Here is a 25,924-nt window from a genome sequence, read left to right as displayed (position 1 = left end):
GGTCTCGACCGCTTCATCGCTTTCGGCAAGAGCGACTTCATCGGCCGCGAAGCAGCGTTGAAACAGCGGGAGGCCGGCAGCGGCCAATGCCTGGTGACGCTGGAAATCGTTGCGCTCGACGCCGATGCCAGCGGTTTTGAGCCTGTCTGGCATCAGGGCCGACGCGTCGGCTTCGTCACCTCGGGCGGCTACGGCTATACGGTCGGCAAGAGCCTGGCGCTGGCTCTGGTCGACCGCGATTTCGCGGGCGAGGGCACCGCGCTCTCCGTGCATGTCGTGGGTGAGGAACGGCCGGCGCGTGTCGTCGCGGCCTCGCCCTACGATCCCCTGGGCAAGGCAATGCGGCAATGAGGAGGATTTCCGATGGTCGATGACGCGGCACGGGACGGCAGGCGCGAGCGCCGGCGTGGACGCACGGGCGAGGCCGGCAGCGAAAGCAGCCGCCGTCCCAATTACCATTCGCTGAAGAACCCGTTCCTGCCGCAGCCGATCTTTTCGGACGACCAGGTGGCGTCGATCCACGACACGGCGCTGCGGGTGCTGGAAGAGCTCGGCATCAAGGTGCTGCTGCCGCAAGCGCATGAGCATTTTGCCAATGCCGGCGCCCTGGTCGATCCAGACACCGACATGGTGCGCATCGGCCGTGACATGGTGACGGCGGCACTCGCCTCGGCGCCGAAGTCGATCCACGCTTACGCCGGTTCGCGCGCCCGCGATCTGACGCTGGAGCTCGGCTCGATGACCTTCCTGGCCGGGTGCGGGGCGCCGAACGTCACCGATCTCGAGCGCGGCCGGCGGCCGGGAACACTGGCGGATTTCGAGGATCTGATGCGGCTGGTGCAGCATTTCGATGTGCTGCATATGCTGGGGCCCTGCATCGAACCGCAGGATGTCGACAACCGCTTTCGGCACTATGCCGTCAACCGCGCGCAGTTGACGCTGTCGGACAAGCTCCCGTTCGTCTTCGCGCGCGGAACGCCGCAAGTCGAGGACGGGTTCGAGATGCTGCGGCTGGCGCGCGGCTTGTCGGAAGAGGAGTTTCTGGCAAGCGCGCATTGCTACACCGTCATCAACACCAACTCGCCGCGTCAGCTCGACATTCCGATGGCGCAAGGCATCATCGATTTCGCTCGCGCGGGCCAGGTCTCCGTCATCACGCCGTTCTGCCTGGCGGGCGCCATGGCGCCGATAACGGTCGCCGGCGCGCTGACGCTGCAGCATGCCGAAGCGCTGGCCGGGCTGACGCTGGCGCAGATCGTGAGGCCGGGTGCGCCGGTCGTCTACGGCTCGTTCTCCTCCAATGTCGACATGAAATCCGGCGCGCCCGCCTTCGGCACGCCCGAGCACGTCAAGGCGACGCTGGGCGCCGGCCAACTGGCGCGCTTCACCGGGCTGCCTTGGCGGTCCGGCGGCGGCAGTGCGGCCAACACCTCCGACGCGCAGGCCGCGCACGAGACGCAGTTCGCGCTGTGGGGCTCGGTGCTGGCCGGGGCGACGATGTGCATCCATGCTGCCGGCTGGCTGGAGGGCGGCCTCAGTGTCTCTTTCGAGAAACTGATCACCGATATCGAGGCGCTGCAGACGGTGGCTGAACTTTGTGCTGCGACGCCCGGCGACACCGACACGATTGGTTTCGAAGCTATCGCCGAGGTGCAGCCGGGCGGGCATTTCTTCTCGGCCGGCCACACCATGGCCCGCTACCGCACCGCTTTCTACGAGCCGCTGGTGGCGGACTGGTCGAATTTCGGCAACTGGACGCAAAGCGGCTCGAAGACGGCGAGCGAGCGCGCCACCGGTGTCTGGAGGCGGGTGCTTGCCGATTTCGCGCCGCCGACCTCGGCCGTCGCCACATCAGGCGTGCTGGACGAGTTCATCGCGCGGCGCACGGCAGAGGGCGGAGCGGCGCCGGTGTCTTGAGGCTGGCTCCCGCTGATCGCCCTGGTTGTGGCGTGATCCGGAACCTATAGCGCCTCCCGCGCATTCAAGGCTGCGGCCGGTGCACTGCGCACCGGTGTGCTGTTTGAGGGGAGGACGACATGGGTTTCGACCAGTATCACGAACCGCCTGAAGAACTGTCGCAGGAGGTGCGGACCTTTGCCCGCATGATCACCTCGCTGATCGAGGAGGCGGAAGCGATCAGCTGGTACGAACAGCGCATGTCGGTGGAGAAGGACCCGCAGGCGCGCGCCATCATGAAGAACGCGCAGGGCGAGGAGTTCAAGCATTTCGGCATGGATCTCGAATTCCTGCTGCGCCAGAAGAAGGACTGGCGCGCGGAACTGAAGGAAATCCTGTTCACCACGGGCGACATCGTCAAGGCCGGGGAGCGAGGCGAGAAGAAGGTGGACTAGGGTATGTCGATATTCAGGTGAGGCCGGCCTGCAAACGACGACTTTCTGCGCTTCCGGTGCTCACGGACCCGAATGTCCGCTCCGCTCCGGTTCTCAAAAGCCATCATTTTCGGCTCGGCCTGACCTGAATCTCAACACACCCTGGCTCAGCGTTTGACAAATTCGCCAGGTCCTGCTGCTGCGATTAATCGCTGTCGCGCGCGACCAGTTCCAGCGGCCAGACCTCGCGGATGATCCGCGGACCCTCCGGGCCGGCGAAGGCGGGAAGCGACGCCAGCAGCATTTCCGCGAGCCGTTGTCCCATCGGCTCCAGCGCCGGGCGGAAGGCGGTCAGGGCTGGCGAGAAATAGCGGCAGAGCGGCGTGTCGACGATGACGGTCACTGCCATGTCGTGACCCGGCCTGATACCCATCTCTGCCAGCGCCTTGCAGCCGCCCAGCGCCATCGCGTCATTGTTGAAGATGATGGCGGTCGGCGGAGCCTTGGAGCGCATCACCTGCGGCGTCACCCCGTAGCCGCCGGCCTCGTTGATGAAGCCGGACGCGATCAGCTCGGGGTCGACCTCGATGCCGTGCCGCCGCAAGGCCTTGCGATAGCCGGCCAAAAACAGATAGCCGAAATTGAGGTCGAGCGACGGGCGGACGGCGGCGATGCGGCGGTGGCCGCGCGCCACGAGGCGGTCGACCGCGTCGGCGCCGGCCTTCTCGAAATCGAGGTCGAGGGAAGGGTAGGACTTGGTTCCGGAGCGGCTGCGGCCGAGCGTGGCGAAGGGAAAGCCGGCCTGGGTGAGATAGTCGATGCGTTCGTCCTCGCGCCGCGTCCAGGCCAGCAGCACCGCATCGGCGCGGCGCGTCTCGACGACGCGGCGCAGGCGCTCCTGCTGGTAGTCGCCCGGCGCGCCCATGACCACGGTCAGGTCGAGCCCGCTTTCCGCAAGCCTGGCCTGCAGCCCGATCAGGAACGGAATGAAGAACGGCTCGCCATATTGCTGGTCGCCCGGATGCGGCTGCAGCATGAAGGCGATCGAATGGGTGGCGCCTTGCCGCAGACTGCGGCCGGACTGGTTCGGCGAATAGTTGAGCGTCCTGGCCGCCTCGAGCACGCGCTGGCGCGTGTCGGCATTGACGTCGGCGCGGCCGTTCAGCGCCCGCGACACCGTGCCGATCGAAATGTTCAGGTGACGGGCAAGGTCATGAATGCTGGATGCCAAGTGACTGTACTCCCCTTGCTTGGCTAGCACCGGTAGCCGCTCAGGCCAAGGCGACAGGACGATTTTCACGAGCGGCCAATTGACATTCTACGCCTTCGGGTGTGTTCTCGTAAACGTTTACGGAAAAACGTTTACGGTCATGCCGTGGATGCCGTGACGATCGGTCTGGAGGGACCGAGCGGAGGAGGAGCGCCGGATGATCAATGCCGTCCTGGTCGGTTGCGGAGCGATGAGCAAGGCCTGGCTCGATGCCGCGCAGCAAGTCGACGGGCTCGCCATTGTCGGCCTTGTGGATCTCGATGCCGACAGGGCACGGGCGAGGGCGCAAGAATACGGCCTCACCAATGCCGTCATCGGCAGCAATCTCGACGCCGTCCTCGATCAGATCAAACCGCAAGCGGTGTTCGATGTCGTGGTTCCCGCCGCCCGGCGCGCGGTCGCGCTGTCCGCCTTTGCGCACAATTGCCATCTGCTGACGGAAAAGCCGCTCGCCGACAGTCCGGAAAATGCGCGCGCCATCGTCGAGGCCGCGCGCCGCGCCGGGCGCATCCATGCGGTCGTGCAGAACCGCCGCTATGTCGCCAATGTCAGGCGCATCCGGAGGTTCCTGGACTCCGGCGCCATCGGTGCGCCGACCAGCATCCACGCTGACTTCTTCGTCGCGCCGCATTTCGGCGGTTTTCGCGAGGAGATGGCCCATGTGCTGCTGCTCGACATGGCGATCCACACCTTCGACGCCGCTCGCTACATGGTGAATGGCGAGCCGGCCGGCGTCTATTGCCAGGAATGGGAGCCGGCCAGTTCCTGGTACAGGCAGGGATCTTCGGCCAGCGCCGTCTTCGATCTCGGCGACGGCAAGGTCTTCACCTACGCCGGCAGCTGGTGCGCGGCCGGCTTCCGCACCAGTTGGGAAAGTGCATGGCGCATCGTTGCCGAGCGCGGCAGCCTCATCTGGGACGGTCATGACGATTTGAGGGCAGAAGCAGTGATGCCGGGCCGCGAGGGAATATTCGACAAAACCCAGCCGATCGAGGTGCCGCCGCTCGATGCGTCCGATCGCGTCGGCGGCCATCTCGGCATTCTCCAGGATTTCATGCACGCCATCGAGACCGGCACCGAGCCGGAAACGCGCGGCGGCGACAACATCAAGAGCCTGGCCATGGTTTTTGGCGCCATCGAAAGCGCCGAGACCGGCCGCCGCGTGACAATCGCAGAGGAAGCACAATGACGCCGAACCCGCTTCTCGACATCCGGATCGGCACCATGGTGCGGGCCAATCTCGACGACCCGGCGGCTTACATCAAACAGATCCTGCCGCTCGGCTTCGAGAGCATCCAGCCCTTCTTCTGGCAGACGCTTTGCGGCAAGGATTTGCCGCGGCTGGCCGGCCTGATCCGCGAGGCGATCGGTGATGCCGACGTCACCGTGTCCTCGCTCGGCGTGTTCGGCAATCCGCTGGAAGACGGCGAGGTCGATCGCGGCGTGCTCAAGGCCTGGGAGACGGTCATCGACAATGCGCATCTGTTCGGCACCTCGATGGTCAGCGGCTTCACCGGCCGCCTGCGCGGCAAGAAGCTGACCGACAGCTTGCCGCGCTTCAAGGAGGTCTGGGGACCGCTGGCCAGACGCGCCGCCGACAAGGGCGTGCGCATCGCCTTCGAGAACTGCGCGATGGACGGCAACTGGGCCGCCGGGGACTGGAACATCGCCCACAATCCGGACGCCTGGGAGCTGATGTTCAACGAAGTGCCGGACGACAATCTCGGACTGGAATGGGAGCCCTGCCACCAGCTCATCTATCTGATCGATCCGATGCCGCAGATCCGCAAATGGGCGCCGCGCATCTTCCACGTCCACGGCAAGGACGCGACGGTGCGCTGGGATGTCATCCGCGAGCATGGCGTGTTCGGCCGGCTGCCCTTCGTGCAGATGCGAACGCCGGGCTTCGGCGACAGCGACTGGACTCGGGTGATCAGCGAATTGCGGCTGGCCGGCTACAAGGGGGCCATCGATATCGAAGGTTGGCACGACCCGGTCTATCGCGGCGACCTCGAGATCACCGGCCAGGTGCGGGCGCTGGAATATCTCAAACAATGCCGGGGAGGGGCCAGCTACCTGCCGAACCCGATGTGAGGATCGGCCGGCGGGAGGAGCCGGCCGGGATGTCTGCAACGCACATTGCCGAAGCGAATGTCGAAACCCCTCGCTTGCGAGGACAAAAAGGGAGGATAAGTGCATGAGCATGACGATGAGAAGGACAGTTCTGCGCTCGACCGTCGTGGCCGCCGCCACGGTGCTTGCCGCTGCGATCTCCACCTTGCCCGCGCAGGCGCTCGACGCCAAATGGTGCAAGGACGTCCACATCCGTTTCTTCGTCGGCGGCGCCGAGGGCGACGCTTTCGGCACCATCGTCTACAATGGCGCCAAGCAGGCAGAGGCCGATCTGGGGCCGAAGGTCGACTACATCTTCTCCCAGTGGGACATCGAAAAGATGGTGCAGCAACTGCGCGAGGCCGTCGCGGTCAAGCCCAACGGCATCGCCATGATGGGCCATCCGGGCGACGCATCAATCATGCCGCTCGCCGAACAGGCGCACAAGGATGGCATCAAGATGATGTACCAGAACGTGCCTGTGCCGAAGGTGGTGGAAGCGTTCGGCGGCGGCTATGTCGGCGCCCAGCAGGAACAGCAGGGCCGCGCGCTCGGCGCCGAGGCGTTCAAACTGGGCAAGCTGAAGGCCGGCGACAAGGCGATCATGATCGGTCCGTTCGAAAACGAAAGTCGCGGCGCGCGCGAACGTGGCACGGTGGCGGCGCTCAAGGAAGCCGGCGTCGAGGTCATCCAGTTGTCCTCACCGCCGAGCGGCGAATGGGCGTCCGATCCCAATCTGGCCATTCCGGTGATCACCGCGGCGCTGCTCAACAATCCCGACGTCAAGGCGGTCGGCTATCCCGGCGGGCAGATGCTCGGCAATGTCTCGACCTATATGCAGGCGGCCGGACGCAAGGCGGGCGAGATCTTCAATTTCGGCTTCGACACCAGCCCGCAGATCGTCGAGGGCTTCAAGGGTGGCTGGGTGCAATTGACCGCCGACCAGCAGCCGTTCCTGCAGGGCTATCTGCCGATCCTCAGCCTCTGCCAGCAGGTTGTGCTGGGGCTGGCGCCGATGAATGTCGACACCGGCGCCGGCTTCGTCACGCCCGAAAATTACGAGATCGTCGCCGAGCTCGCCAAGCAGGCGCTGCGCTGACCTCCCAAGCCGCCGGCCGGGATCTCAGGCCCCGGCCGGCGGGACCGCTGGCGACGACGCCGGCACGAGACAATGAAAGCGAGCATCCGATGGCCGAACGCCTCATCGAACTGCGCGACATCAGCAAGTCCTATGGCCAGGTCTATGCACTGGGCGGGGTCAATCTCAGCGTCGACCGCGGCGAGGTCGTCGGCCTGCTCGGCGACAATGGCGCCGGCAAGTCGACGCTGATCAAGATCCTCTCGGGCGTGGTCAAGCCGACCAGCGGCGAAATCCTCGTGCGTGGCAAGCCGGTGACCGGGTGGAGCGCGGCGCGTTCGCGCGAGGCCGGCATCGAGACGGTGTTCCAGGACCGGGCGCTGGCCGTGCAGCAGACCATCGTTCGCAACATCTTCATGGGCCGCGAGCTGACCGGCTTCATGGGCTTTCTCAGGGTCAACAAGGAGATCGAGGAGGCAAGCCGGCTGATGCGCGAGATCGGCTTCACCTCGAAAGTGTTCACGCCGCAGTCGATCGTCGGCCAGCTTTCGGGCGGCGAACGCCAGGGCGTGGCGATCGCCCGCGCCATCTACAAGCAGGCCGAGCTGATCGTCCTCGACGAACCGACGACGGCGCTGTCGCTGACCGAGACCGCCAAGGTATTCCATTTCGTGCGCCAGGTGCGGGCGAGCGGCCGCTCGATCCTGTTCATCGGCCACAACATCCATCATGTCTTCGACATCGCCGACCGCTTCGTGGTGCTGGACCGCGGCAAGGTTGCACTGACGACCGACCGCAGCGAGGTCAAGTCGGCCGAAGATCTCATCAACTTCATGGAAGAGGTCGCGCATCCCGGCGGATTGGCCGGGCTGCACGATGCCGGCGACGCGGAGCAGAGAGCACGATGAGCAAGACCATGGAGCCCGACCTGCACGAGCCGTCCGCCGGCATTCCACGCCCCAGTGCCCAGAAAGAGTGGAAACACCCATCCGATCACTGGATGCGCGGCTTCATCCTCGACAACCGTGCCGCGCTCGGCACGCTCGCCGTGTTCATCGTCATGATGACGGTGTTCCTGATCGCCAACCCGACCGTTTTCACCACCTGGTATCTCTACCGTTCGGTGCTGACGACGCTCCCCGTTGCGCTATTCGTGGTGGTGCCGCTGGTCTTCGTCGTCACCTGCGGCGAGATCGACCTGTCGTTTCCGGCAACGATGGGCTTCGCCTCATGGGTCTTCGCGCTGGTCGTGCAGGCCGGTTACGATCCGTTTCTCGGCATCGCCGCGGCACTCGTCACCGGCATGCTGCTCGGCTTCCTCGTAGGCTCGCTGGTCGTCTATGGCGGGCTGTCGTCGTTGATCGCCACGCTGGGCATGAATTTCCTGCTGCGCGGCCTGATCCAGATCATCAACGAGGGCAAGTCGATGGCGCTGACCAGCCTCAGCGACAGCTGGGCTTACACGATCTTCTCCAGCCAGCTCCTGGGCATTCCGGTGCAGATCTTCTGGGCCATCGGCTTCGTCGTGCTGTCGGCGATGCTCTACAACCGGCACCGCTTCGGCGCCCAGGTGAGGGTGGTCGGCGACAATCCAGACAGCGCCCAGCAGATGGGCATCGACGTCAAGCGTGTGCGGGTGAAAGTCTTCGTCTTCGTCGGCATCGGCGCGGCCATCGCCGGCACCTTCTCGGTGATGATCAACTTCACCTGGTGGCCGACCGCCGGCGACGGCTATCTCCTGCCGGTGCTGGCCTCGGTGTTCGTCGGCGGCACGCCGACCTGGGGCGGCATCGGCACCGTCGTTGGTGGCGCTATCGGCGCCGTCACCGTGTCGTTCATCCAGACCGGTGTCGTGGCGGCAGGATTGAGCGGCTTTTATGTTCAGTTCTTCAACGGCCTGATCATCATCCTGTCGCTGCTGGGGCATAAGTGGAACCAGGCGCGGTATAGGTGAGGGGCTGTTTCGTTGGCGGACCGCATGCCTTGACGATTGGCGTAGACATCAATCACTTCGTCATCCACGGGTCTGCGCCGCGTCGCTACCCTCCTTGCTTCGCCCGTGGATGACGAAGGTGAGGCTTCCGCGGGGAAAACGCCATCTTCACACCGCGGCGACAAACCCGTCCAGCACGCGTTTCTGGCCGGCTTTGTCGAAGTCGATGGTCAGCTTGTTGCCTTCGATGGCCGAGATGTTGCCGTTGCCGAATTTCTGGTGGAAGACACGGTCGCCGACGTTGAAGGCGGACGGCTTGTCGGAGACGGATTTGGCGACCAGTTCGCCGTCGATGGTGCGGCCCTTGACCGAGGTGCGGCCGGCGCCGTAGCCGCTGTCCGTCTCGCCGTAGCCGATGCGCTCGACCTGGTGGCCGGAGCGCGAGCCCCAGTTGCGGTCGGTCGCCTCGGTGCGGTTGGCCTGCGCGCGCTGCCAGCCCGGCGTCGCATAGGTGTTGGAGAAGGCGCCGGATTTTTCGCTGTCGGCGCCGACATTGTCGAAGCGCGAGGCGCCATAGGGGTTCTGCCGTCCTGCGCCCTGGCCGCCGCGGCCGGAGGCAAAGGAACCGCCGCCATAGGAATTGCCGTAGCCGCCGTAGGAGTTGCCGCTTTCAGCGACCTCGACATGGGCGTTCGGCAATTCCTCGAGGAAACGCGACGGGATCGTCGACTGCCATAGGCCATGGATCTGGCGGTTGGAGACAAACCAGATATGCAGGTTCTTCTTGGCCCGCGTCAGGCCGACATAGGCGAGGCGGCGCTCTTCCTCCAGCCCGGAGCGGCCGCCTTCGTCGAGCGCGCGCTGATGCGGGAACAGGCCTTCCTCCCAGCCGGGCAGGAACACGGTCTCGAATTCGAGGCCCTTGGCCGAATGCAGCGTCATGATCGAGACGGCGTCGAGCCCGGCATTCTGTTCGGCGTCCATGACCAGCGCGACGTGCTCGAGGAAGGAGCGCAGCGATTCGTACTCCTCCATCGAGCGGATCAGCTCTTTCAGGTTCTCCAGCCGGCCGGGGGCTTCCACCGAGCGGTCGTTCTTCCACATGTCCGTGTAGCCGCTCTCTTCGAGAATGGTCTCGGCGAGTTCGGTGTGCGGCGTGGTTTCCAGCGCCTTCTGCCAGCGCTCGAAATTGGCCGCCACTTCGCGCAAGGCGGCGCGCGGCTTCGGCTTCAACTCGTCGCTTTCGGCGAGCTTGGCGGCGGCCTCCAGCATAGGGATGCGCAGCGCACGGGCGGTGTCGTGGATCTGGCGGATGGTGGCTTCGCCCAAGCCGCGCTTGGGCACATTGACGATGCGTTCGAAAGCGAGGTCGTCGGCGCCTTGCGCGACGACACGGAAGAAAGCCATGGCATCGCGGATTTCCAGGCGCTCGTAGAAGCGCGGGCCACCGATGACGCGGTAGTTCAGGCCGAGTGTGATGAAGCGATCCTCGAAGGCCCGCATCTGGAAGGATGCACGGACAAGAATAGCCATGTCGTTGAGATTGTGCTTCTGGCGCTGATAGGCCTCGATGGTCTCACCGATGGCGCGGGCTTCTTCTTCGGAATCCCAGGCGGCGTGGACATTGACCTTGCCATCCTCGGGATCGTTGCGATCCGTGAACAGCGTCTTGCCGAAGCGGCCCTCATTGTGGGCGATGAGGTGGGAGGCGGCACCAAGGATGTGCGCGGTCGAGCGGTAGTTGCGCTCCAGCCGGATGATGGTGGCGCCGGGGAAATCCTTGTCGAAACGCAGGATGTTGTCGACCTCGGCGCCGCGCCAGCCATAGATGGATTGGTCGTCATCGCCGACGCAGCAGATGTTTACGGTGGCGCGGGTTTCGGCCGAAGAGCGCCCAATCTCCCCCTCAAGGGGGGAGATCGGCTTGCCTTGAGGCCTTTGCGCCAACAGCCGCAGCCACATGTACTGCGCGGTGTTGGTGTCCTGGTACTCGTCGACGAGGATGTACTTGAAGCGCTTATGGTATTCCTTCAGCACGTCCGGATTGGCGCGGAAGATGCGGATCGGGTGGCACAGAAGGTCGCCGAAATCGCAGGCGTTCAGCGTCTTCAGTCGCTCCTGATAGGCCTTGTAGAGTTCGCGGCCCTTGCCGTTGGCGAAGGCGCGCGCGTCGCCCTCGGCAATGTCGGCGGGGCCTTGCCCCTTGTTCTTCCAGCCGTCGATCATCTGGGCGAACTGCTTGGCCGGCCAGCGCTTGTCGTCCAGACCTTCGGCCTGGATCAGCTGCTTGATCAGCCGCACGACGTCGTCGGTGTCGAGGATGGTGAAGTCGGAGCGCAAACCGGCGAGTTCGGCATGTCTGCGAAGCAGCTTCACTCCAATCGAGTGGAAGGTGCCGAGCCATGGCATGCCCTCGACATTGCCTTCGCCGATCAGGACGCCGATGCGGATCTTCATCTCGCGCGCGGCCTTGTTGGTGAAGGTCACCGCGAGGATCTGCGACGGGAACGCCTTGCCGGTGGCGAGGATGTGGGCGATGCGGGTGGTGAGCACGCGGGTCTTGCCGGTGCCGGCGCCGGCCAGCACCAGAACCGGGCCCTCCGTTGTTTCAACAGCTAGCCGCTGCTCCGGGTTGAGGCCCTTCAGATAGTCGGGTGCGTTGTTGTGTCCGCTGCGGGCAGCCATGGCGCGCGCGGCGATACCCGACGGGGCCGAGGGCCGCGCATTGGGTTCGTCGAAAAAGGGCATGTCTTCGGAAAAGCCGGACATCGCCCCCGAATGTAGTGATTCGGTGGGGAAAGACCAGAACTGTCTACGTTTTGTTCCGCTAAAGTGCTGGCGGCAAGGATGTATGGGCTGTTCAGGCCTTGCGGTAGCCGAGAGCGACGAAAAATCGCTGCCCTAACGAACGCGCCTCATCGGTCATCACGGCGCCGAGTGCCGTCTGCATCCGGTCGTAGTAATGGCTGCCCGCAGGGGACGCGAGAAATGCCGCGTAAAGCCTGAGATCGTCGAGCGACAAGTCACGATAGGCGAAAGCATTTCCTTCCATGATCCCCTTTTCGGCTTTTTCACGAAGGTTGCCGGCCTGCTTGTGCACCAGCACCATTATCTGCTGATCCGATAAAGGCTGCCCGGCTGCCGCGAGCATTCCCGAAACCATCGCATAGCCCATGTTCAATGCGATCGCTTCAGCCATGTCCACGGCGCTGGTATCGTCGACGATTTTCCGGTACAACGCGAGCCGTGTCGGATCTCCCGCCTGAAGTCCTCCAAGGATTTTCGGACCTTCGATCTTCTTGCGCCCCACGGCTTGCGGATCGGACGCTTGGATCTCCAGGGCTGTGACCCGCCTGCCCAATGGTGAATCGAAGAAAGCAGCCAGATCGGTGAGATCGACGGGCTGCAACCGGCCCCTCATCCGCGCCTCTACGGCTTTCTCCATCCTGTCAGCGTCAAAAGCGCCTTCAGCGGCGGCGGACAAGGCTTCCTTGACTTTTTCCGGCCCCGGCACGGATTTGATGCCGGCGACTATGCTTGGGCCGAGGCCGGCCAGCATCTCGTGGAAGCCGCTTGCCTTGTTGATCTCCTCGAGCGTTTGTGCCGACGCCGGTTGACTGCCAGCCATAAGCACGACGAAGCCGAACAGCGCGCCGGCAATGCGCATCCATGGCGGAAAGACGAAGGGCATGACTCGGTCTACTCCACGGTGATGCTGCGACGGAGACTGCTCGATAACCCGACCGCAGGCAAGATGAATTGCCACCTTGGCGTGTGGGCCAGCTTGACAGGCGGGGCGGGCAGGAGAAAGCTGTGCGCAGGGCAGGAACGGGACATCGGGCTGTCCTTGGCGTGGCAAAGCGCAACAGTCGAAGGAGTATCATCTTGGCTGTCACCATCACCTCCCTCATTCTTTTCCTCATCGGCCTGGCACTCGGCGGCGGCGGCATCCGCCTGGCGATGCTGGGCGGCAGCTGGTACTATGTCGTTGCTGGCCTTGCCTTCCTGATCGCCGCCTGGCTGCTCTACCGGCGCCGGTCCACCGCGCTGTGGCTCTACGCGGCGATCGTGCTCGGCACACTGGCCTGGGCGGTCTGGGAAACCGGCTTCGACTGGTGGGAACTCGGGCCTCGCGGCGGCGTCATCGTGCTTCTCGCTTTGTGGCTGCTGACGCCGTGGGCGAGACGGGGTCTTGTCGGCCCTGACGCACGCGCGCCGCTGATCCTTGCCGTGCTGGCATCACTGGCCGTCGCCGGTTATTCGATGACTTCAGATCCGAAGGACATTGCCGGCGAACTCGGCACCGACAAGGTGGTCGCCAACGCCAATCTCGGCAATGATGTGCCGGCCGGCGAGTGGCATTATTACGGCCGCACGCAGTTCGGCCAGCGCTACTCGCCGCTCGACCAGATCACATCGGACAATGTCGCCAAGCTGCAGCCTGCCTGGACCTACCAGACCGGCGACGTGAAGGGACCGGACGATGTCGGCGAGACCACCTATCAGGTGACGCCGCTGAAGATCGGCGACACGCTCTACATCTGCACGCCGCATAATTTCGCCATCGCCATCGATGCCGCGAGCGGCAAGGAGAAATGGCGCTTCGATCCCAAGGTCAAGCTTGACAAGGACCGCCAGCACCAGACCTGCCGCGGTGTGGCCTATTACGCCGATGCCGCCGGCGCCGCCGGGCAGCCCTGTGCGACCCGCGTCTACCTGCCGACCTCGGACGCGCGGCTGATCGCGCTCGACGCCGCCAACGGGCAGGTCTGTCCGGCTTTCGCCGAGGGCGGCACGCTGAACCTTCTGACCAACATGCCCTATCCGAAGTCGGGCTATTATTACTCGACCTCGGCACCGCTGATCTCAGGCGGCAAGATCATTGTCGGCGGCGCGGTCAACGACAATTATTCGACACAGGAGCCGTCCGGCGTCATCCGCGCCTACGACGCTGCCACCGGCGCGATGGTGTGGAACTGGGATTCCGGCAATCCGGACCAGACGATGCCGTTGCCGGCCGGCCAGACCTATACCGCCAACTCGCCCAACATGTGGTCGACGCCGAGCGCCGACGAGAAGCTCGGCCTGCTCTACGTGCCGCTCGGCAACCAGACGCCGGATCAGCTCGGCGCCGGGCGCAGTGCCAATGTCGAGAAGTTCTCGTCGTCGATCACCGCGCTCGACCTCAACACCGGACAGGTGCGATGGGTGCGGCAGACCGTGCACCACGATCTCTGGGACATGGACGTACCGGCGCAGCCGAGCCTGATCGACATCACCAAACCCGACGGCACGGTGGTGCCGGCGCTGGTCGGACCGACCAAGCAGGGCGATCTGTATGTGCTCGACCGCCGCACCGGTGAGCCGGTCATCGCGGTCAACGAAGTGCCGGCGCCCGGCGGCGCGATCGAAGGCGACCACACATCGCCGACGCAGCCGGTCTCCGACCTCACCTTCATGCCGAAGCCGCTGACCGGCGCCGACATGTGGGGCCTCACCATGTTCGACCAGTTGGCCTGCCGGATCGAATTCCAGGGCCTGCGCTATGAGGGTCGCTATACGCCGCCTTCCGTCCAGGGCTCGCTGATCTACCCCGGCAATTTCGGCACCTTCAACTGGGGTGGCGTCGCCGTCGACCCGGTCCGGCAGGTGCTGTTCGGCATGCCGACCTATCTGGCGTTCAAGTCGCAGTTGATCCCGCGCGATCAGGTGCCGCCGCCGGACGAAGGGCGGGGCAGCGAACAGGGGCTGAACCGCAACGAGGGCGCGCCCTATGCGGTGGTGATGGGACCGTTCCTGTCGCCGCTCGGCATTCCTTGCCAGGCGCCGCCCTGGGGCTATGTCGCCGGTGCCGATCTCAGGACCGGCAAGATCGCCTACAAGCACCGCAACGGCACCGTCTACGACATGACGCCGCTGCCGCTGCCGCTGAAGGTCGGCGTGCCGGGCATCGGCGGGCCGATGATCACCGCCGGCGGCGTCGCCTTCCTGGGGGCCGCAGTCGACGACTACCTGCGCGCCTACGACCTGACATCGGGCAAGCAGCTGTGGCAGGCGCGGCTGCCGGCCGGCGGGCAATCGACGCCGATGACCTATACGGTCGCCGACGGCCGCCAGTTCGTGGTCATCGTCGCCGGCGGCCACGGTTCGGTCGGCACCAAGCCTGGTGACTATGTGATGGCCTACGCGCTGCCGAAGTAGGGGCGACAGGGTAACGCGATCTTTCAGAGGTCGCGCCGCCCCTCATCTGTGCCGGTATCTTTTCCCCACATAGTGACGGGGAAAAGTGCCCGACTGGGCGATGAGGGGCGGGAAATCTTCCGATCGGCCCGTTGTCGATCAGCCAATCCCCAAATGACCCTTCAGGCTGGGCACCGAGCCGAGCACCTTGTTGGTCAGGTCGGGGCCGGCGGCGGCTTCGGCCTGCTGGATCAGCGTCGCGCCGGCCTTCTGGATCTGCGCCATGTCGAGCCCGGATGCCTTGAGCGCGGCGATGCCGTTGATCAGCGCGCCGGCCTTCTCGCCAAGAACGCCGCCGAGCGCGCCCTGCAACGACGACAGAAAACCGCCACCGCCGGCCGGAGCGGCGGCCATGACGTCATATTGATGGGCGAGGTCGTCGGCGCCGGGGATTTTGGCGAAGAACGCCGAGGCGCTGGTGCCTTCCGCCTCGTGTTCGAGCACCGAGAAAATGGTGCCGACGACTTTCTCCGTCGTCGCCTGGTCGAGGCCCGCCTTCTGCGAAACGGTGTTGACGATGTCCTGGACGTTCATGGCGTCACCTCAACCCTGGGTTTTCGTGTTGCGGTTCCGCTCAGTGCGGACCCTGATCAACGATAGTCTGCCTGCATTCACAACTATCGAGCGTAGGGCCAAAGCGGCGGCCCCCGCAAGGACGACCGCGCTGGCGAGGATCGGGGAAGGCATGGTCATGGTCTGGCTTCCTTCTGGGTCTGAGGCACGCGGTCAAGATACCGTAGATAGCCACCTTCCTTCACGATTGTGGCAGCGCCAGCAGGATTTATCGCCAATGACTAAAAAGTGATGACACGGCCGCGCATGGGCACCGGCTTTGCTGCCCGGACGTGGCCGGCGGCATACGCCTGAGGCGATCGACGGCAGCGATGAGTGCTCGACTGGATGATGCCGGCTTGGTCCCTATGTAGCTGGGAATTGAAGCCCGAAGCAGAGGAGCCCATCCATGACGAGACCCGACGCCAAGCCCACCATCACCCAGGCGATGATCGACGCCTATGACGAGTACACGCATCTGACGCTCGATCGCCGCCGGTTCATGGAGCAGTTGACCCGGCTTGCCGGATCAGGTGCGGCGGCGGCGGCGATCGCGCCGCTTCTGGCGGCCAATTCGGCGCAAGCAGGAATCGTCGCCGACAACGATCCGCGCGTGAAGGGCGAGGACATCAGCTACCCCGGCGGCAGCGGCGAGATGAAGGGCTATCTGGTCAAGCCGGCGAACCAGACGGGCAAGCTCGGTACCGTCATCGTCGTGCATGAGAACAGGGGGCTCAACCCGCATATCCGCGATGTGGCGCGGCGCGTGGCGCTGGAAGGCTTCGTGGCGCTGGCGCCGGATTTTCTGTCGCCGCTCGGCGGCACGCCGACCGACGAAGACAGGGCGCGCGACATGTTCGGCAAGCTCGATCCGGCGCAGACCATCGCTGACGGTGTTGCGACCGTCTCTTTCCTCAAGAGCGACAAGGACGGCAACGGCAAGGTCGGCGCTATCGGCTTCTGCTGGGGCGGTGGCATGGTCAACATGCTGGCCGTCAACGCGCCCGATCTCAGTGCCGGCGTTGCCTATTACGGCATGCAGCCGAAGGCCGCCGATATATCCAAGATCAAGGCGGCCTTGCTGCTGCACTATGGCGGACTCGACGAGCGCATCAATGCCGGCATCGACGCCTTCAAGAAGGAACTCGACGCGGCGCATGTCGACTACACGGTCTATGTTTATGAAGGCGCCAACCACGCCTTCAACAACGATACGTCGGCGGCGCGCTACGACAAGAAGGCGGCTGACCTCGCCTGGGGCAGAACGATCGCCTTCCTTCGGGAAAAACTGAAATGACTTCAGCTGTCATGCCGCCGGCGCCCAGGCGGTTTCGAAGGCCGGCGACAGGGTGAAGCCGGCCGGCCGCGCCGAAACGGGGGGCGGGCGGCGCACGCCTTCCTGCAGGTACCGCAACGCCGACGTCAGCCCGTTCATCGTGTAAGGCTTGGCTATGACGCCGATCGCGCCGGCGAAATGATCGGGGATGCGCTTCGGATTGGCGGTCATGAACACCACCGTCGAACTCTTCCTTTCGCCTATGTACTTGGCCACGTCGATGCCGGACGGCCCGTCACTCAGATGGATGTCGACGAAGACGATGTCGGCTTCGGTCGCATCCGCCATGGCCATGGCTTCCGTCGAAGAGGTCGCCCAGCCGACGACGCTGTGGCCGGCGTCCTCGACAAGGCTCTCCAGCTCCATTGCCAGCAGCGCTTCGTCCTCGATGATCAGGACCTTGAGCGGCTCAATCATGACACATTCCCTTTTTCCTGAGGTTCGTTCGGGATCGAGATAACGACCTTCGTGCCGGGGCCGGTGTCGCGCCATTCGATCTCGGCATGCAACTGGCGGGCGAGCGATTTGATCAGCCGCATGCCGAACGAGGCATCGCCGTTGGCGTCGGCCATGCCGACGCCGTCGTCCGACACCTCGATATTCAAATGGCCGTCGGGCTGGCTCATTTTGATGCCCAGGCGGCCGGCCGACATTCCGTCGGGCTTGGACTTGAAGGCATGCTTGAGAGCATTGGTGACGAGTTCGTTGACCATCAGAGCGACGGGCGTTGCCTTTTCCGCGGAAATGACGATCGGTTCCAGGTCGAGAGCCGGACTGATCTCAGAGCGCCCCGACGCCGTCAGCAGGTCTGTCACCAGATCCTTGGCGAAATCCGCCACATCGAACTTGCTGACGTCCTTCGACTGATAAAGCCGCCGATGCACGGTGCTCAGGGCTTCGATGCGCTCCAGCATGGTGGTCAACGAACGCCTGATCGCTTCGTCCCGTATGGTCCGCCGCTGCATAATGATGAGGGAAGAGATCATCTGCAGGTTGTTTTTCACCCGGTGATCCACCTCATGCAGCAAGGTGGTCTGCGCCTCGAGGGCGGCTTCCAGTTCCGCGGTGCGTTCCTTCACCGCCTTTTCGAAGCGGTCCTTGTCCGCGTTAATGCGACTCTCCGATTGTTTGCGATCCGAGACGTCGAGCTGCGATGCGAAAAAGAACTGCAAATCGCCTTTGTCGTTCGAAACGGGGCTGATGTAGAGCGCGTTCCAGAAGGTCGAGCCGTCCTTGCGGTAGTTCAGGATATCGACGCTGACATCGGTTTCATCCTCGATCGCCGCGCGTATCTGTTCGACAGCGGCCTTGTCGGTCTTCGGTCCCTGCAGGAAGCGGCAGTTCCTGCCCAGAACCTCATGACGCTCATATCCGGTCAGTCGCAGGAAAGCGTCATTGGCGAACACGATAGGATTGTCCTGCTGTCGGGGATCGGTAATGATCATCGACATGCGGGTGGCGCGGATAGCCGCCGCGAACGGATCGCCCTTGCCGTGCTCGACATGCAGATCGTCCGTCATGTGCCATGCGTCGGCAGGCTCCCTGGTCCGTTTCCATTCCATTCTGTCACTCCAAGCCATTTTCGCGGGTGACAACGGATCAGACGCCGATTTGGTTCAATCTTGAGCCTTCCTGTCGCAGTTCGTACCTAGAATCAGGCCTCCGGAGTTAGCCGGCCGATGCCGGCTTGTGGAAGGCGACGCCGGCGACCACCAGCGCAATGCCGAGGCAATCGATAAAACTCGGAATCTGGCGCAGCACGACGACGCCGATCAGCGTCGCGGTGACCGGCAGCAGCGACAGCATCAGCGCGAAGCTCGCGCGTGGCAGCCGCGACATGGCGAGCTGGTCGCAGATGTAAGGAATGACCGACGAGCAGATGCCGACGCCGATGGCGGCGAGCAGCAGCGGCAGTGAGAAAAAGGCCGGCAGCGCATCGGTGAAGCCGATCGGCAGCACGACGATGAAGGCGATCGCCATGGCAGCACCCAGGCCGGCGATGCCGCTGCCGGCGCCTGAAGCGGCGACGCGATGGCCGAGTACGATGTAACCGACAAACAGCGCCCCGTTGAGGATGGCCCAGAACAGCCCGATGGGATCGTCGGACCATCTGACATCGATGAGCAGCAAGGTGCCGGCGACGGCGATGGCAAGGGCGGCGAGATTGCGCGTGCTCCTGAGGCCGATCGCCGCGACGCCGATGATGCCGACGAATTCGATCGCCGCCACCAGCGAGATCGGCAGTCGGTCGAGCGCCAGGTAGAACGAACAGTTCATCACCGCCAGACAGGCGCCGAAGGCCAGCAACAGCAGCCGCGTCGTGCGATCGGCGCGTGCGAAGCTTCGCCATGGACGGGTCAGGGGTGCGAAGATGAGTGCTGCCGTGGCGATGCGCAGCCACGCCATGCCGAGCACGCCGACATGCGGGAAAAGCAGCACGGCGAAGGCCGGCCCGAGATAGTGGAAGACGGCGCTGACGCCGAACCAGACATGCGGCGGCAGTTTTTCCGTCAGCTTGCCCAGCGTGAAGTTGCCCGGGGCAGGGGTCGCCGCGAGAGCTTGCGTTTGATCATCCATCGGATCAGTATCGCAGGCAGATTTGCCTATTTATATAGATGATGATTAGCTCTTTCGGCTATCTTTCTCCCGGAATAAAGGAGTTTTCCATGAAGCGCCTTCGAACTGAAAGCGCCGATCTCGATGCCGCCGACATGAAGATCCTGCGCCTGCTGGAAAAGGACGCGCGCACCAGCACGGCGGAGCTGGCACGCTCGGTGGGCCTGTCGGCACCGAGTGTGGCTGAGCGCATCAAGCGGCTGCAGGAAAGCGGCGTCATCGAGGCCTATTCGGTCAGGATCAACCCGACGGCACTCGGCCTGCCGCTGTCGGCATGGCTGCGCATCCGGCCAGTGCCGGGGCAGTTGGCCGTCGTGGCCGAGATCATCCGCGAACTGCCGGAGATCGTGCAATGCGACCGCGTAACCGGAGAGGATTGTTTCATCGCGCTGGCGCATGTCGGGTCGGTGGTCGACCTCGAGCGGGTGATCGACCGCATCATTCCCTACGCGATGACCAACACGGCTATCATCCAGTCCTCGCCGGTGGTGGCGCGTTCGGCCCTGGCGGCGTTGAGGCGCCAGGCTTGACTTGCGGGGATTGTTCCGTTCGAGGACCTTATGCGTGGCCGCGCTTCATGCGCGCCTGTTTCAGGATGGCGCGCCAGCGGATCATGTCGAACGGGATCGGCTCGTTGTTGTTGGCGATGTGGAAGATCTCATTGTTGACGTTCTTGAGCGAGCGCCAGAAATCGTAGTCGGTGATGCGCGGATCGGCAGCCAACCTGTCCACCTCGACCTTGATGTCGGTTTTCATGCACTTTCCTCGAACCGGCGCCGCGCCGCCCGTGTCGCTACCTCGATGCAGATCGTTTTCGACCGGCCCGCTGAGTCGCGCAACGGCTCAAATGGCTTGTTCCCGTTAAAACCTTGGTAAGGTTAACGAGGGCGCCGCGCCGCTTCAAGCGCCGCCGCCGGTCGACGGCAAGGTTCTGCGATTTTAGATCGCCGGTGTGGCTTTGAAGCCGGAAACGAGACGTGTCGGCATCGCCCTATTTGCGTTTGATGCCGATCGAGCGGCCGGCCCGTTCCGGCATCGGCAGGGCCGAATGGGCGGCGCGCATGTCTTCGACCCTGGCCAGCACATCGGCGGGGAAGGGCGCCACCTTCGGCCCGGACATGTCGACATGCAGCGACAGCGATTCGGAAGTCGCGGCCAGCCAGCCGTCGACATGGCGGATTTCCTGATAGGCCCGCAGCCGCTTGTCGTCATGGTCGATGAGCTGGAAGGAGACCGTGACCTTGTGCTCGAGATGCAGCTCCTGCACGTAGCAGACATGGACTTCGGCGGTGTAGATGGTGAGGCGGCGATCCCTGGCATAGTTCGGTCCCATGCCCATTGCCTCGAAGGCGTCGTCCGAGCAGCGGTCGAACAGCACGTTGTAATAGGCCATGTTGAGATGGCCGTTGTAGTCGATCCAGTCCTTCTCGATGTCCATGTGTTTTGAGACGAAGGGAGTGGGGATGGGCATCGAAACTTCCTTGTTCTGGTGCTGGACAGAGCGTGGCGGGTAAGACTACGCATCCATAATCGCATAACAAGCGTGGACGCTGGTCCATTCGCGGAGGAATTCATGGCTCTGAGCGACCTCAACCCGGTCGAACGCAACGAGGAAGGCATCGCTGCGGTGCTCGGCATCCTCAAGCAGCAGCTCGGCGAGCGATTTCAGACCGGCCAGGCGATCCGCTCGCAGCATGCACATACCACCACCTACATTCCGACGCAGGCACCGGATGGCGTTGCGTTCCCCGAGACGACGGCCGAGGTGCAGGAGATCGTGCGCGCCTGTGCGGCGCACCGCGTGCCGGTGATCGCCTTCGGCGTCGGCTCCTCGCTGGAGGGTCACACCAACGCACCGGGCGGCGGCATATCGGTCGACACATCGCGCATGAACCGTATCCTGGCGGTCAATCCACAGGATCTCGACTGCACGGTCGAACCCGGCGTCACCCGCGAGGATTTGAACCGGCATCTGCGCGACACCGGCCTGTTCTTTCCGATCGATCCCGGTGCCAATGCCTCGCTGGGCGGCATGGCCGCAACGCGGGCCTCCGGCACCAACGCGGTGCGCTACGGCACGATGCGCGAGAACGTGCTGTCGCTGACCGCCGTCATGGCCGACGGCGAAACGGTGACAACCGGCAAGCGGGCGAAAAAGAGCTCGGCCGGCTATGATCTGACGCGGCTGCTGGTCGGCTCGGAAGGCACGCTCGGCATCATCACGTCGCTGACCTTGAAGCTGCAAGGCATCCCGCAGGCGATTTCGGGCGGCGTCTGCCCGTTTCCGAGCGTCGAGGCGGCCTGCAACGCGGTCATCGCGACGATCCAGATGGGCATCCCGGTGGCGCGCATCGAACTGGTCAACGCGCTGCAGATGCGGGCGATGAAGAATTATTCCAAGCTCGACTATCCCGAGAGCCCGTGCCTGTTCGTCGAGTTTCATGGTAGCGATGCCGGCGTTGCCGAACAGGCCGAAACCTTCGGCATGATCGCGGAGGAAAATGGCGGCGGGCCGTTCCTGTGGACCAGCGTCGCCGAGGAGCGCACCAAATTGTGGAAGGCGAGGCACGACGCCTACTGGTCGTCGCTGACCCTGCGGCCGGGAGCCAAGGGGCTGTCGACCGATGTCTCCGTGCCGATCTCGCGCTTTGCCGAATGCGTCATGGAAACCGAGGCCGATATCGCCGAGATGGGCCTGATCGCGCCGATCGTCGGCCATGCCGGCGACGGCAATTTCCACGTGCTTGTGCTGATGGATGTGAACGATCCCGAGGAGATCGCGCTGTCGGAAAAATTCGTCGCACGGCTTAACATGCGGGCGATCGCCATGGACGGCACCTGCACCGGCGAGCACGGCATCGGCCAGGGCAAGATCGGCTTCCTGCGCCACGAGCTCGGCCACGGCGTCGACATCATGCGCACCATCAAGCAGGCGCTCGATCCGCTTGATATCATGAACCCGGGCAAGATCTTGCCGGGAAACTAACCGATTTTCCGACGCAAGGTTCGTAGGCGGCCAGTCTTGACCGCGCCACCATTCGGGCCGAGGCTTGGCCGGTAGCAGGGCCTGAAGCCAACAGGCGTGCCAGCGGAGGAGGATGCCATGGCGATTTCACGCAAGGAAGAAGCGCGCGCGCTGAGTGCCGACGAACACGATCTGGTGGAGAAGTCTCACCATCCGGCGGTGCAGGAGCTCTCCGACGCCGATCTTGCCGGCCTGGTCAAGCTGTTGCGGGAGCGGCGCGACAAGGCGCAGACCGAAGCACACCGCCGCCGGCGTGAGATCCGGGGCAAGGGCGCGGCGAAGGGCGCTACGCCTTCGAAGGCTGATGGCGGGTCGCAGCTCAAGCTTGCGGTGCTGGCCATGGCCATGCGGCGCCTGAATGGCGAGGCCGAGCGGCGCCGGCAACTGGCCGCCAGCGTTTCGCTGATCGAGAATGCGCGCAAGGCATTGGTGATGAAGCAAGGGGCGGCATCGGACGGCCCCGCCTTCAACTCGCGCACCGCGCGCAGGGGTATGCGGCCGGTGGCGAACCAGAGGGCGCCGGATCTGGTCCGGCCAATGGAACTCGGCCGGCAGCGCAGGGCGGCCAAGGTGGCACAGGCAAAGCGCGACGCACGCTGAATTCGCGGTGATCGCGGGCTGAAATCGTTGAGGACGCCTGCCTACCGTGCGGCAGGCTTCGCCTGTGCACCCTCGACAAGCACTTGCAGCATGGGGCGGGTTGGCGCGAAAAATGTCGTGCCGGTGTGCGGCGTGGAGAAATCGAGCAGGCGGTCGTAGGCGCCCGGCGGCTCGCCGACATACATGCGCTGCAGCATTTTTTCGGTGACCCAAAGATATCTGGAATAGCCGATGAAGTAGGTGCCGAACTCGTTCTGCCCCGGCCTGCCGAACGGCATGTTGTCGCGCAAAATATCGTACTCGTTGCCGGCGGCATCCTCGATGGTGGCCAGCGACTTGTGCGATTTGCGCGGCGCATCGTCATCGTCGATTTCGATGTTGTCGATCTTGGTGCGGCCGATGATCGCTTCCTGCTCGGGCGTCGGAATGCGCGCCCAGGCCTGCATGTCGTGGAGATATTTCTGGACGACGACATAGCTGCCGCCGGCGAAGTCGGCGTCTTCGTCGCCGATGAGCGCAGAGGCGGGCAAATCGAGGCCGGTCGGGTTGGCGGTCCCGTCGACGAAGCCGAGCAGGTCGCGCGCATCGAAATAGCGAAAGCCGGAAACCTCATCGATGACGCTTACGCCGTCACCGAGATTGTCGAGCAGGATGCGCTCGAACTCGAAGCACATATCGGGTCGCTCGGAGCGGATGTGGAAGAGAAGATCGCCGGCGGTCGAAGGCGCCGAATGAACGGCACCCTTGATCGGCGCGAACGGTTTCAGTTCCAGCGGCCGCCGGTCTGGAGAGAGACGATCCCAGAGATCGCGGCCGATGCCGGCGATGCACGACAGCCGCCCGGAAAGGTCGCGGAATCCGACATTTTTGACCAGGTCGTCGAGTTTGCCGAGCACCGACGCAACCCTGGCGAGCGCGCTCTGCCCACTGGCGACGGTGACGACAAGAAAGACCGCCGAAAGCGACAGCGGAGCGTCGACACTTTGCGCATCGATCGGCACGCGATCCCAGTTCTTGCCCGACATCCGATTTCTCCGCTTCGCCGGGATTTGTTTCAGATCACCGGAGATCGCGCAACTGGATGAATTGCCTCTTTATCGACACGCGGATGCGGGTAGAGTGCGGCAGAATTTCATTCAACCCATTCGGAGCTGATGCTCGCACGCCTGTTCGTGATCTTTGGTGGCCTGTTCGTGCTGGTGCTGTGTGCGGCGCTGGTGGTGCCGTATTTTATCGACTGGACCGGCTACCGCACCGACTTCGAGCGCGAGGCGAGCGCCATTCTCGGCCGTAAGGTGACCGTGCAGGGCGACGCCACCGCAAGGCTGTTGCCGTTTCCCTCGGTGACCTTCTCGAATGTCGCCGTCGCCGGCGGCCCCAACGGCCAGCCGGCCATGACGGTCGAGACGTTTTCAATGGACGCGGAACTGGCGCCCTTCCTGCGCGGTGAAGTGCTGATCTTCGACATGCGGCTGGTGCGGCCGAAAGCGACCATCGATATCGCCAATGACGGCACTGTCGACTGGGCGATACGGCCGTCCTCGCCCTTCGACCCCAGCCAGATCTCGATCGAGAAGCTGACGGTGACGGAGGGTCAGATCGAAGTTCGCCATGCCGCCGGCGGGCGCAGCCATCTGTTTTCCGAGATCAATTCGACCGTCTCGGCCAAGTCGCTGGCCGGCCCATGGCGCATGGACGGCACGCTGCGGCTGGACGGGTTGCGCACCGCGGTCACCGCGTCCACCGGCAAGGCCGAAGGCTCAGGACAGATGCGGTTTCGGCTGAAGGCCGATCCGGACGCCTATCCGCTGGTCATCGAGACCGACGGCAATGCCGGCATCGTCAATGGGGCTGCCGTCTACTCCGGCCAGTTCAAGATCTCCGGTGCCGACAAGAACAGCGCCGAGCTGCGCGGCACCGATGGCGAGACGGTGAAAGTCTCGGCCGGTAAGCCCGATCCGGGCTTTCGGCTGAACGGCAAATTTTCGCTCGACCACCAGAAACTCGGGGTCGACGAATTCCGCTTCGAGACCGGGCCGCTCGACAACCCCTACACCGCCGATGGCAAGGCTTCTGTCGATCTCGGGCTGAAACCGAGTTTCGCCATCGAGGCCAATGGCGCGCAGGTGCAGTTCGACGAGGCGGTGGGCGCCGAAGCCGGCGCCGGCCTGACGCTGGACCAGCGCATCGCGGCGTTCGAGCAAGCGCTGCTCGATATGCCGAAGCCGACCATCCCCGGCACTGTCGAGGTCAAGCTGCCGGCGGTGGTGGTCGGCGACACCACGGTGCGCGACGTGCATCTTTCCGCCGAGCCGGTCGATGGCGGCTGGTCGGTGAAATCGCTTGCCGCGACCTTGCCCGGCCGCACCACGCTGGAAGCGGATGGCATGCTGGTGCTCAATTTGGAAGGGCATTTCGGCTTCAACGGCTCGCTGCTGCTGGCCGTGGCCCAACCTTCCGGCTTTGCCGCCTGGCTGTCGAAGGATGTCGACGAGGCGATCCGCCGCCTGCCGGCCGCCGGCTTCAAGGCCAAGGTCGACCTCTCGCAGAAGCGCCAGGCCTTCAGCGATCTCGAACTGATCCTGGGCAAGGCGAAGTTTTCCGGCCGCATCGATTCCAGCCAGCCCGACGATGCCAAGCCCTCGGTGCTGATGCGGCTTGAAGGCGGTGATCTCGATGTCGACGGGCTGGCGGCCTTCGCCTCGATCTTCGTCAGCGACAAGGGCGCCAATCGCTTTGCCGACCGCGACCTCGATTTCCAGATCAAGGCCGGGCCGGTCAACGCCGGCGGGTTGACCGCCGACACGGTCGACACGGCGCTCAGGCTGCGCG

General features: G+C 64.3%; 24 protein-coding genes. 14 read left to right on the top strand and 10 right to left on the bottom strand.

Going from position 1 to position 25,924, the window contains the following annotated elements; translation table 11 throughout:
• The 3 genes from EN955_RS23030 to EN955_RS23020 all read left to right on the top strand — a co-directional run.
• Nucleotides 1-351 (top strand): glycine cleavage T C-terminal barrel domain-containing protein (locus tag EN955_RS23030; protein WP_164769901.1); only part of this gene is annotated, 351 nt, incomplete at its 5' end.
• Between the two features lie 12 nt (nt 352-363).
• Nucleotides 364-1,917: a trimethylamine methyltransferase family protein gene (locus EN955_RS23025; protein ID WP_024501442.1), complete on the top strand. Its 1,554-nt coding sequence runs from the start codon at nt 364-366 to the stop codon at nt 1,915-1,917.
• Between the two features lie 119 nt (nt 1,918-2,036).
• Nucleotides 2,037-2,351, top strand: coding sequence for a hypothetical protein (locus EN955_RS23020; protein WP_013530988.1), 315 nt, complete (start codon nt 2,037-2,039; stop codon nt 2,349-2,351).
• A 184-nt stretch (nt 2,352-2,535) separates the two neighbouring features.
• On the opposite strand, the gene EN955_RS23015 is transcribed toward EN955_RS23020, so the two are convergent.
• Nucleotides 2,536-3,561 carry a LacI family DNA-binding transcriptional regulator gene (locus tag EN955_RS23015; RefSeq protein ID WP_024501441.1) on the bottom strand — a complete coding sequence of 342 codons (1,026 nt, stop codon included), beginning with the start codon at nt 3,559-3,561 and terminating at the stop codon, nt 2,536-2,538.
• A gap of 196 nt (nt 3,562-3,757) precedes the next feature.
• On the opposite strand from EN955_RS23015, the gene EN955_RS23010 reads away from it, so the two are divergent.
• From EN955_RS23010 to EN955_RS22990, 5 genes are all read left to right on the top strand, one after another.
• Nucleotides 3,758-4,789, top strand: a complete 1,032-nt coding sequence (locus EN955_RS23010) for a Gfo/Idh/MocA family oxidoreductase (protein WP_024501440.1) — start codon at nt 3,758-3,760, stop codon at nt 4,787-4,789.
• Complete coding sequence (locus tag EN955_RS23005) at nt 4,786-5,694, top strand: sugar phosphate isomerase/epimerase (RefSeq protein ID WP_024501439.1); 909 nt, start codon at nt 4,786-4,788, stop codon at nt 5,692-5,694. Before EN955_RS23010 ends, EN955_RS23005 begins: the two co-directional genes overlap by 4 nt.
• A 103-nt stretch (nt 5,695-5,797) precedes the next feature.
• Complete coding sequence (locus EN955_RS23000; RefSeq protein ID WP_013530992.1) at nt 5,798-6,811, top strand: substrate-binding domain-containing protein; 1,014 nt, start codon at nt 5,798-5,800, stop codon at nt 6,809-6,811.
• An 89-nt stretch (nt 6,812-6,900) separates the two neighbouring features.
• A complete protein-coding gene (locus EN955_RS22995) occupies nt 6,901-7,698 on the top strand; it encodes an ATP-binding cassette domain-containing protein (protein ID WP_013530993.1) in 798 nt (265 codons plus the stop codon).
• Nucleotides 7,695-8,744, top strand: coding sequence for an ABC transporter permease (locus tag EN955_RS22990; RefSeq protein ID WP_024501438.1), 1,050 nt, complete (start codon nt 7,695-7,697; stop codon nt 8,742-8,744). The genes EN955_RS22995 and EN955_RS22990 overlap by 4 nt, the downstream gene beginning before the upstream one ends.
• Nucleotides 8,745-8,891: 147 nt before the next feature.
• Here the strand turns inward: EN955_RS22990 and EN955_RS22985 are convergent, their stop codons facing one another.
• Nucleotides 8,892-11,492 (bottom strand): UvrD-helicase domain-containing protein, encoded by a 2,601-nt coding sequence (locus tag EN955_RS22985; RefSeq protein WP_024501437.1) that lies wholly within the window; start codon nt 11,490-11,492, stop codon nt 8,892-8,894.
• 91 nt (nt 11,493-11,583) lie between these two features.
• Nucleotides 11,584-12,414, bottom strand: a complete 831-nt coding sequence (locus tag EN955_RS22980) for a DUF2059 domain-containing protein (RefSeq protein ID WP_024501436.1) — start codon at nt 12,412-12,414, stop codon at nt 11,584-11,586.
• A 194-nt stretch (nt 12,415-12,608) separates the two neighbouring features.
• On the opposite strand from EN955_RS22980, the gene EN955_RS22975 reads away from it, so the two are divergent.
• Nucleotides 12,609-14,924 carry a glucose/quinate/shikimate family membrane-bound PQQ-dependent dehydrogenase gene (locus EN955_RS22975; protein ID WP_024501435.1) on the top strand — a complete coding sequence of 772 codons (2,316 nt, stop codon included), beginning with the start codon at nt 12,609-12,611 and terminating at the stop codon, nt 14,922-14,924.
• A gap of 138 nt (nt 14,925-15,062) precedes the next feature.
• On the opposite strand, the gene EN955_RS22970 is transcribed toward EN955_RS22975, so the two are convergent.
• Nucleotides 15,063-15,497: a hypothetical protein gene (locus EN955_RS22970; protein WP_013530999.1), complete on the bottom strand. Its 435-nt coding sequence runs from the start codon at nt 15,495-15,497 to the stop codon at nt 15,063-15,065.
• A 427-nt stretch (nt 15,498-15,924) separates the two neighbouring features.
• Here EN955_RS22970 and EN955_RS22960 point away from each other — a divergent pair, with 427 nt between their 5' ends.
• A complete protein-coding gene (locus EN955_RS22960; RefSeq protein ID WP_024501434.1) occupies nt 15,925-16,812 on the top strand; it encodes a dienelactone hydrolase family protein in 888 nt (295 codons plus the stop codon).
• A 9-nt stretch (nt 16,813-16,821) separates the two neighbouring features.
• Here the strand turns inward: EN955_RS22960 and EN955_RS22955 are convergent, their stop codons facing one another.
• From EN955_RS22955 to EN955_RS22945, 3 genes are all read right to left on the bottom strand, one after another.
• A complete protein-coding gene (locus EN955_RS22955; protein ID WP_024501433.1) occupies nt 16,822-17,268 on the bottom strand; it encodes a response regulator in 447 nt (148 codons plus the stop codon).
• A complete protein-coding gene (locus EN955_RS22950; RefSeq protein WP_024501432.1) occupies nt 17,265-18,413 on the bottom strand; it encodes a histidine kinase dimerization/phosphoacceptor domain -containing protein in 1,149 nt (382 codons plus the stop codon). The genes EN955_RS22955 and EN955_RS22950 overlap by 4 nt, the downstream gene beginning before the upstream one ends.
• A 106-nt stretch (nt 18,414-18,519) precedes the next feature.
• The gene (locus EN955_RS22945; protein WP_024501431.1) at nt 18,520-19,428 is read right to left on the bottom strand and encodes a DMT family transporter; all 909 of its coding nucleotides are present in this window, start codon (nt 19,426-19,428) and stop codon (nt 18,520-18,522) included.
• 89 nt (nt 19,429-19,517) lie between these two features.
• Between EN955_RS22945 and EN955_RS22940 the strand changes: the two genes are divergently transcribed.
• Nucleotides 19,518-19,997 carry an Lrp/AsnC family transcriptional regulator gene (locus tag EN955_RS22940; RefSeq protein WP_013531005.1) on the top strand — a complete coding sequence of 160 codons (480 nt, stop codon included), beginning with the start codon at nt 19,518-19,520 and terminating at the stop codon, nt 19,995-19,997.
• A 28-nt stretch (nt 19,998-20,025) separates the two neighbouring features.
• On the opposite strand, the gene EN955_RS22935 is transcribed toward EN955_RS22940, so the two are convergent.
• Both EN955_RS22935 and EN955_RS22930 read right to left on the bottom strand, forming a co-directional pair.
• Nucleotides 20,026-20,223: a hypothetical protein gene (locus EN955_RS22935; protein WP_013531006.1), complete on the bottom strand. Its 198-nt coding sequence runs from the start codon at nt 20,221-20,223 to the stop codon at nt 20,026-20,028.
• A 235-nt stretch (nt 20,224-20,458) separates the two neighbouring features.
• Nucleotides 20,459-20,938 (bottom strand): thioesterase family protein, encoded by a 480-nt coding sequence (locus EN955_RS22930; RefSeq protein ID WP_024501430.1) that lies wholly within the window; start codon nt 20,936-20,938, stop codon nt 20,459-20,461.
• A gap of 102 nt (nt 20,939-21,040) precedes the next feature.
• Here EN955_RS22930 and EN955_RS22925 point away from each other — a divergent pair, with 102 nt between their 5' ends.
• Together EN955_RS22925 and EN955_RS22920 are read left to right on the top strand one after the other, a co-directional pair.
• Nucleotides 21,041-22,453 carry an FAD-linked oxidase C-terminal domain-containing protein gene (locus EN955_RS22925; protein WP_024501429.1) on the top strand — a complete coding sequence of 471 codons (1,413 nt, stop codon included), beginning with the start codon at nt 21,041-21,043 and terminating at the stop codon, nt 22,451-22,453.
• 117 nt (nt 22,454-22,570) lie between these two features.
• Nucleotides 22,571-23,092, top strand: a complete 522-nt coding sequence (locus EN955_RS22920) for a hypothetical protein (RefSeq protein WP_013531009.1) — start codon at nt 22,571-22,573, stop codon at nt 23,090-23,092.
• Nucleotides 23,093-23,133: 41 nt separating this feature from the next.
• Here the strand turns inward: EN955_RS22920 and EN955_RS22915 are convergent, their stop codons facing one another.
• Nucleotides 23,134-24,117, bottom strand: a complete 984-nt coding sequence (locus tag EN955_RS22915) for a Dyp-type peroxidase (protein ID WP_024501428.1) — start codon at nt 24,115-24,117, stop codon at nt 23,134-23,136.
• 129 nt (nt 24,118-24,246) lie between these two features.
• Between EN955_RS22915 and EN955_RS22910 the strand changes: the two genes are divergently transcribed.
• The coding region (locus EN955_RS22910; protein WP_127223460.1) for an AsmA family protein at nt 24,247-25,924 on the top strand (1,678 nt) is incomplete at its 3' end.

It is taken from the genome of Mesorhizobium sp. M7A.F.Ca.CA.001.04.2.1 (assembly GCF_003998485.1).
Taxonomy (GTDB): domain Bacteria; phylum Pseudomonadota; class Alphaproteobacteria; order Rhizobiales; family Rhizobiaceae; genus Mesorhizobium; species Mesorhizobium ciceri.
Note: the sequence above shows the minus strand (reverse complement) of the source record. Positions and strands in the feature narration are given on the sequence as shown.

Excerpts from the sequence above, each read along its gene's own strand:
- EN955_RS22915 (WP_024501428.1), bottom strand. The coding sequence starts at position 24,117 with ATGTCGGGCAAGAACTGGGATCGCGTGCCGATCGATGCGCAAAGTGTC.
- EN955_RS23020 (WP_013530988.1), top strand. The coding sequence starts at position 2,037 with ATGGGTTTCGACCAGTATCACGAACCGCCTGAAGAACTGTCGCAGGAG.
- EN955_RS22940 (WP_013531005.1), top strand. The coding sequence starts at position 19,518 with ATGAAGCGCCTTCGAACTGAAAGCGCCGATCTCGATGCCGCCGACATG.
- EN955_RS22990 (WP_024501438.1), top strand. The coding sequence starts at position 7,695 with ATGAGCAAGACCATGGAGCCCGACCTGCACGAGCCGTCCGCCGGCATT.
- EN955_RS22980 (WP_024501436.1), bottom strand. The coding sequence starts at position 12,414 with ATGCCCTTCGTCTTTCCGCCATGGATGCGCATTGCCGGCGCGCTGTTC.
- EN955_RS23000 (WP_013530992.1), top strand. The coding sequence starts at position 5,798 with ATGAGCATGACGATGAGAAGGACAGTTCTGCGCTCGACCGTCGTGGCC.
- EN955_RS22955 (WP_024501433.1), bottom strand. The coding sequence starts at position 17,268 with ATGATTGAGCCGCTCAAGGTCCTGATCATCGAGGACGAAGCGCTGCTG.
- EN955_RS22930 (WP_024501430.1), bottom strand. The coding sequence starts at position 20,938 with ATGCCCATCCCCACTCCCTTCGTCTCAAAACACATGGACATCGAGAAG.
- EN955_RS22985 (WP_024501437.1), bottom strand. The coding sequence starts at position 11,492 with ATGTCCGGCTTTTCCGAAGACATGCCCTTTTTCGACGAACCCAATGCG.
- EN955_RS22945 (WP_024501431.1), bottom strand. The coding sequence starts at position 19,428 with ATGGATGATCAAACGCAAGCTCTCGCGGCGACCCCTGCCCCGGGCAAC.
- EN955_RS22995 (WP_013530993.1), top strand. The coding sequence starts at position 6,901 with ATGGCCGAACGCCTCATCGAACTGCGCGACATCAGCAAGTCCTATGGC.
- EN955_RS22935 (WP_013531006.1), bottom strand. The coding sequence starts at position 20,223 with ATGAAAACCGACATCAAGGTCGAGGTGGACAGGTTGGCTGCCGATCCG.
- EN955_RS22960 (WP_024501434.1), top strand. The coding sequence starts at position 15,925 with ATGACGAGACCCGACGCCAAGCCCACCATCACCCAGGCGATGATCGAC.
- EN955_RS23010 (WP_024501440.1), top strand. The coding sequence starts at position 3,758 with ATGATCAATGCCGTCCTGGTCGGTTGCGGAGCGATGAGCAAGGCCTGG.
- EN955_RS23025 (WP_024501442.1), top strand. The coding sequence starts at position 364 with ATGGTCGATGACGCGGCACGGGACGGCAGGCGCGAGCGCCGGCGTGGA.
- EN955_RS22920 (WP_013531009.1), top strand. The coding sequence starts at position 22,571 with ATGGCGATTTCACGCAAGGAAGAAGCGCGCGCGCTGAGTGCCGACGAA.
- EN955_RS22950 (WP_024501432.1), bottom strand. The coding sequence starts at position 18,413 with ATGGAATGGAAACGGACCAGGGAGCCTGCCGACGCATGGCACATGACG.
- EN955_RS22970 (WP_013530999.1), bottom strand. The coding sequence starts at position 15,497 with ATGAACGTCCAGGACATCGTCAACACCGTTTCGCAGAAGGCGGGCCTC.
- EN955_RS22925 (WP_024501429.1), top strand. The coding sequence starts at position 21,041 with ATGGCTCTGAGCGACCTCAACCCGGTCGAACGCAACGAGGAAGGCATC.
- EN955_RS23005 (WP_024501439.1), top strand. The coding sequence starts at position 4,786 with ATGACGCCGAACCCGCTTCTCGACATCCGGATCGGCACCATGGTGCGG.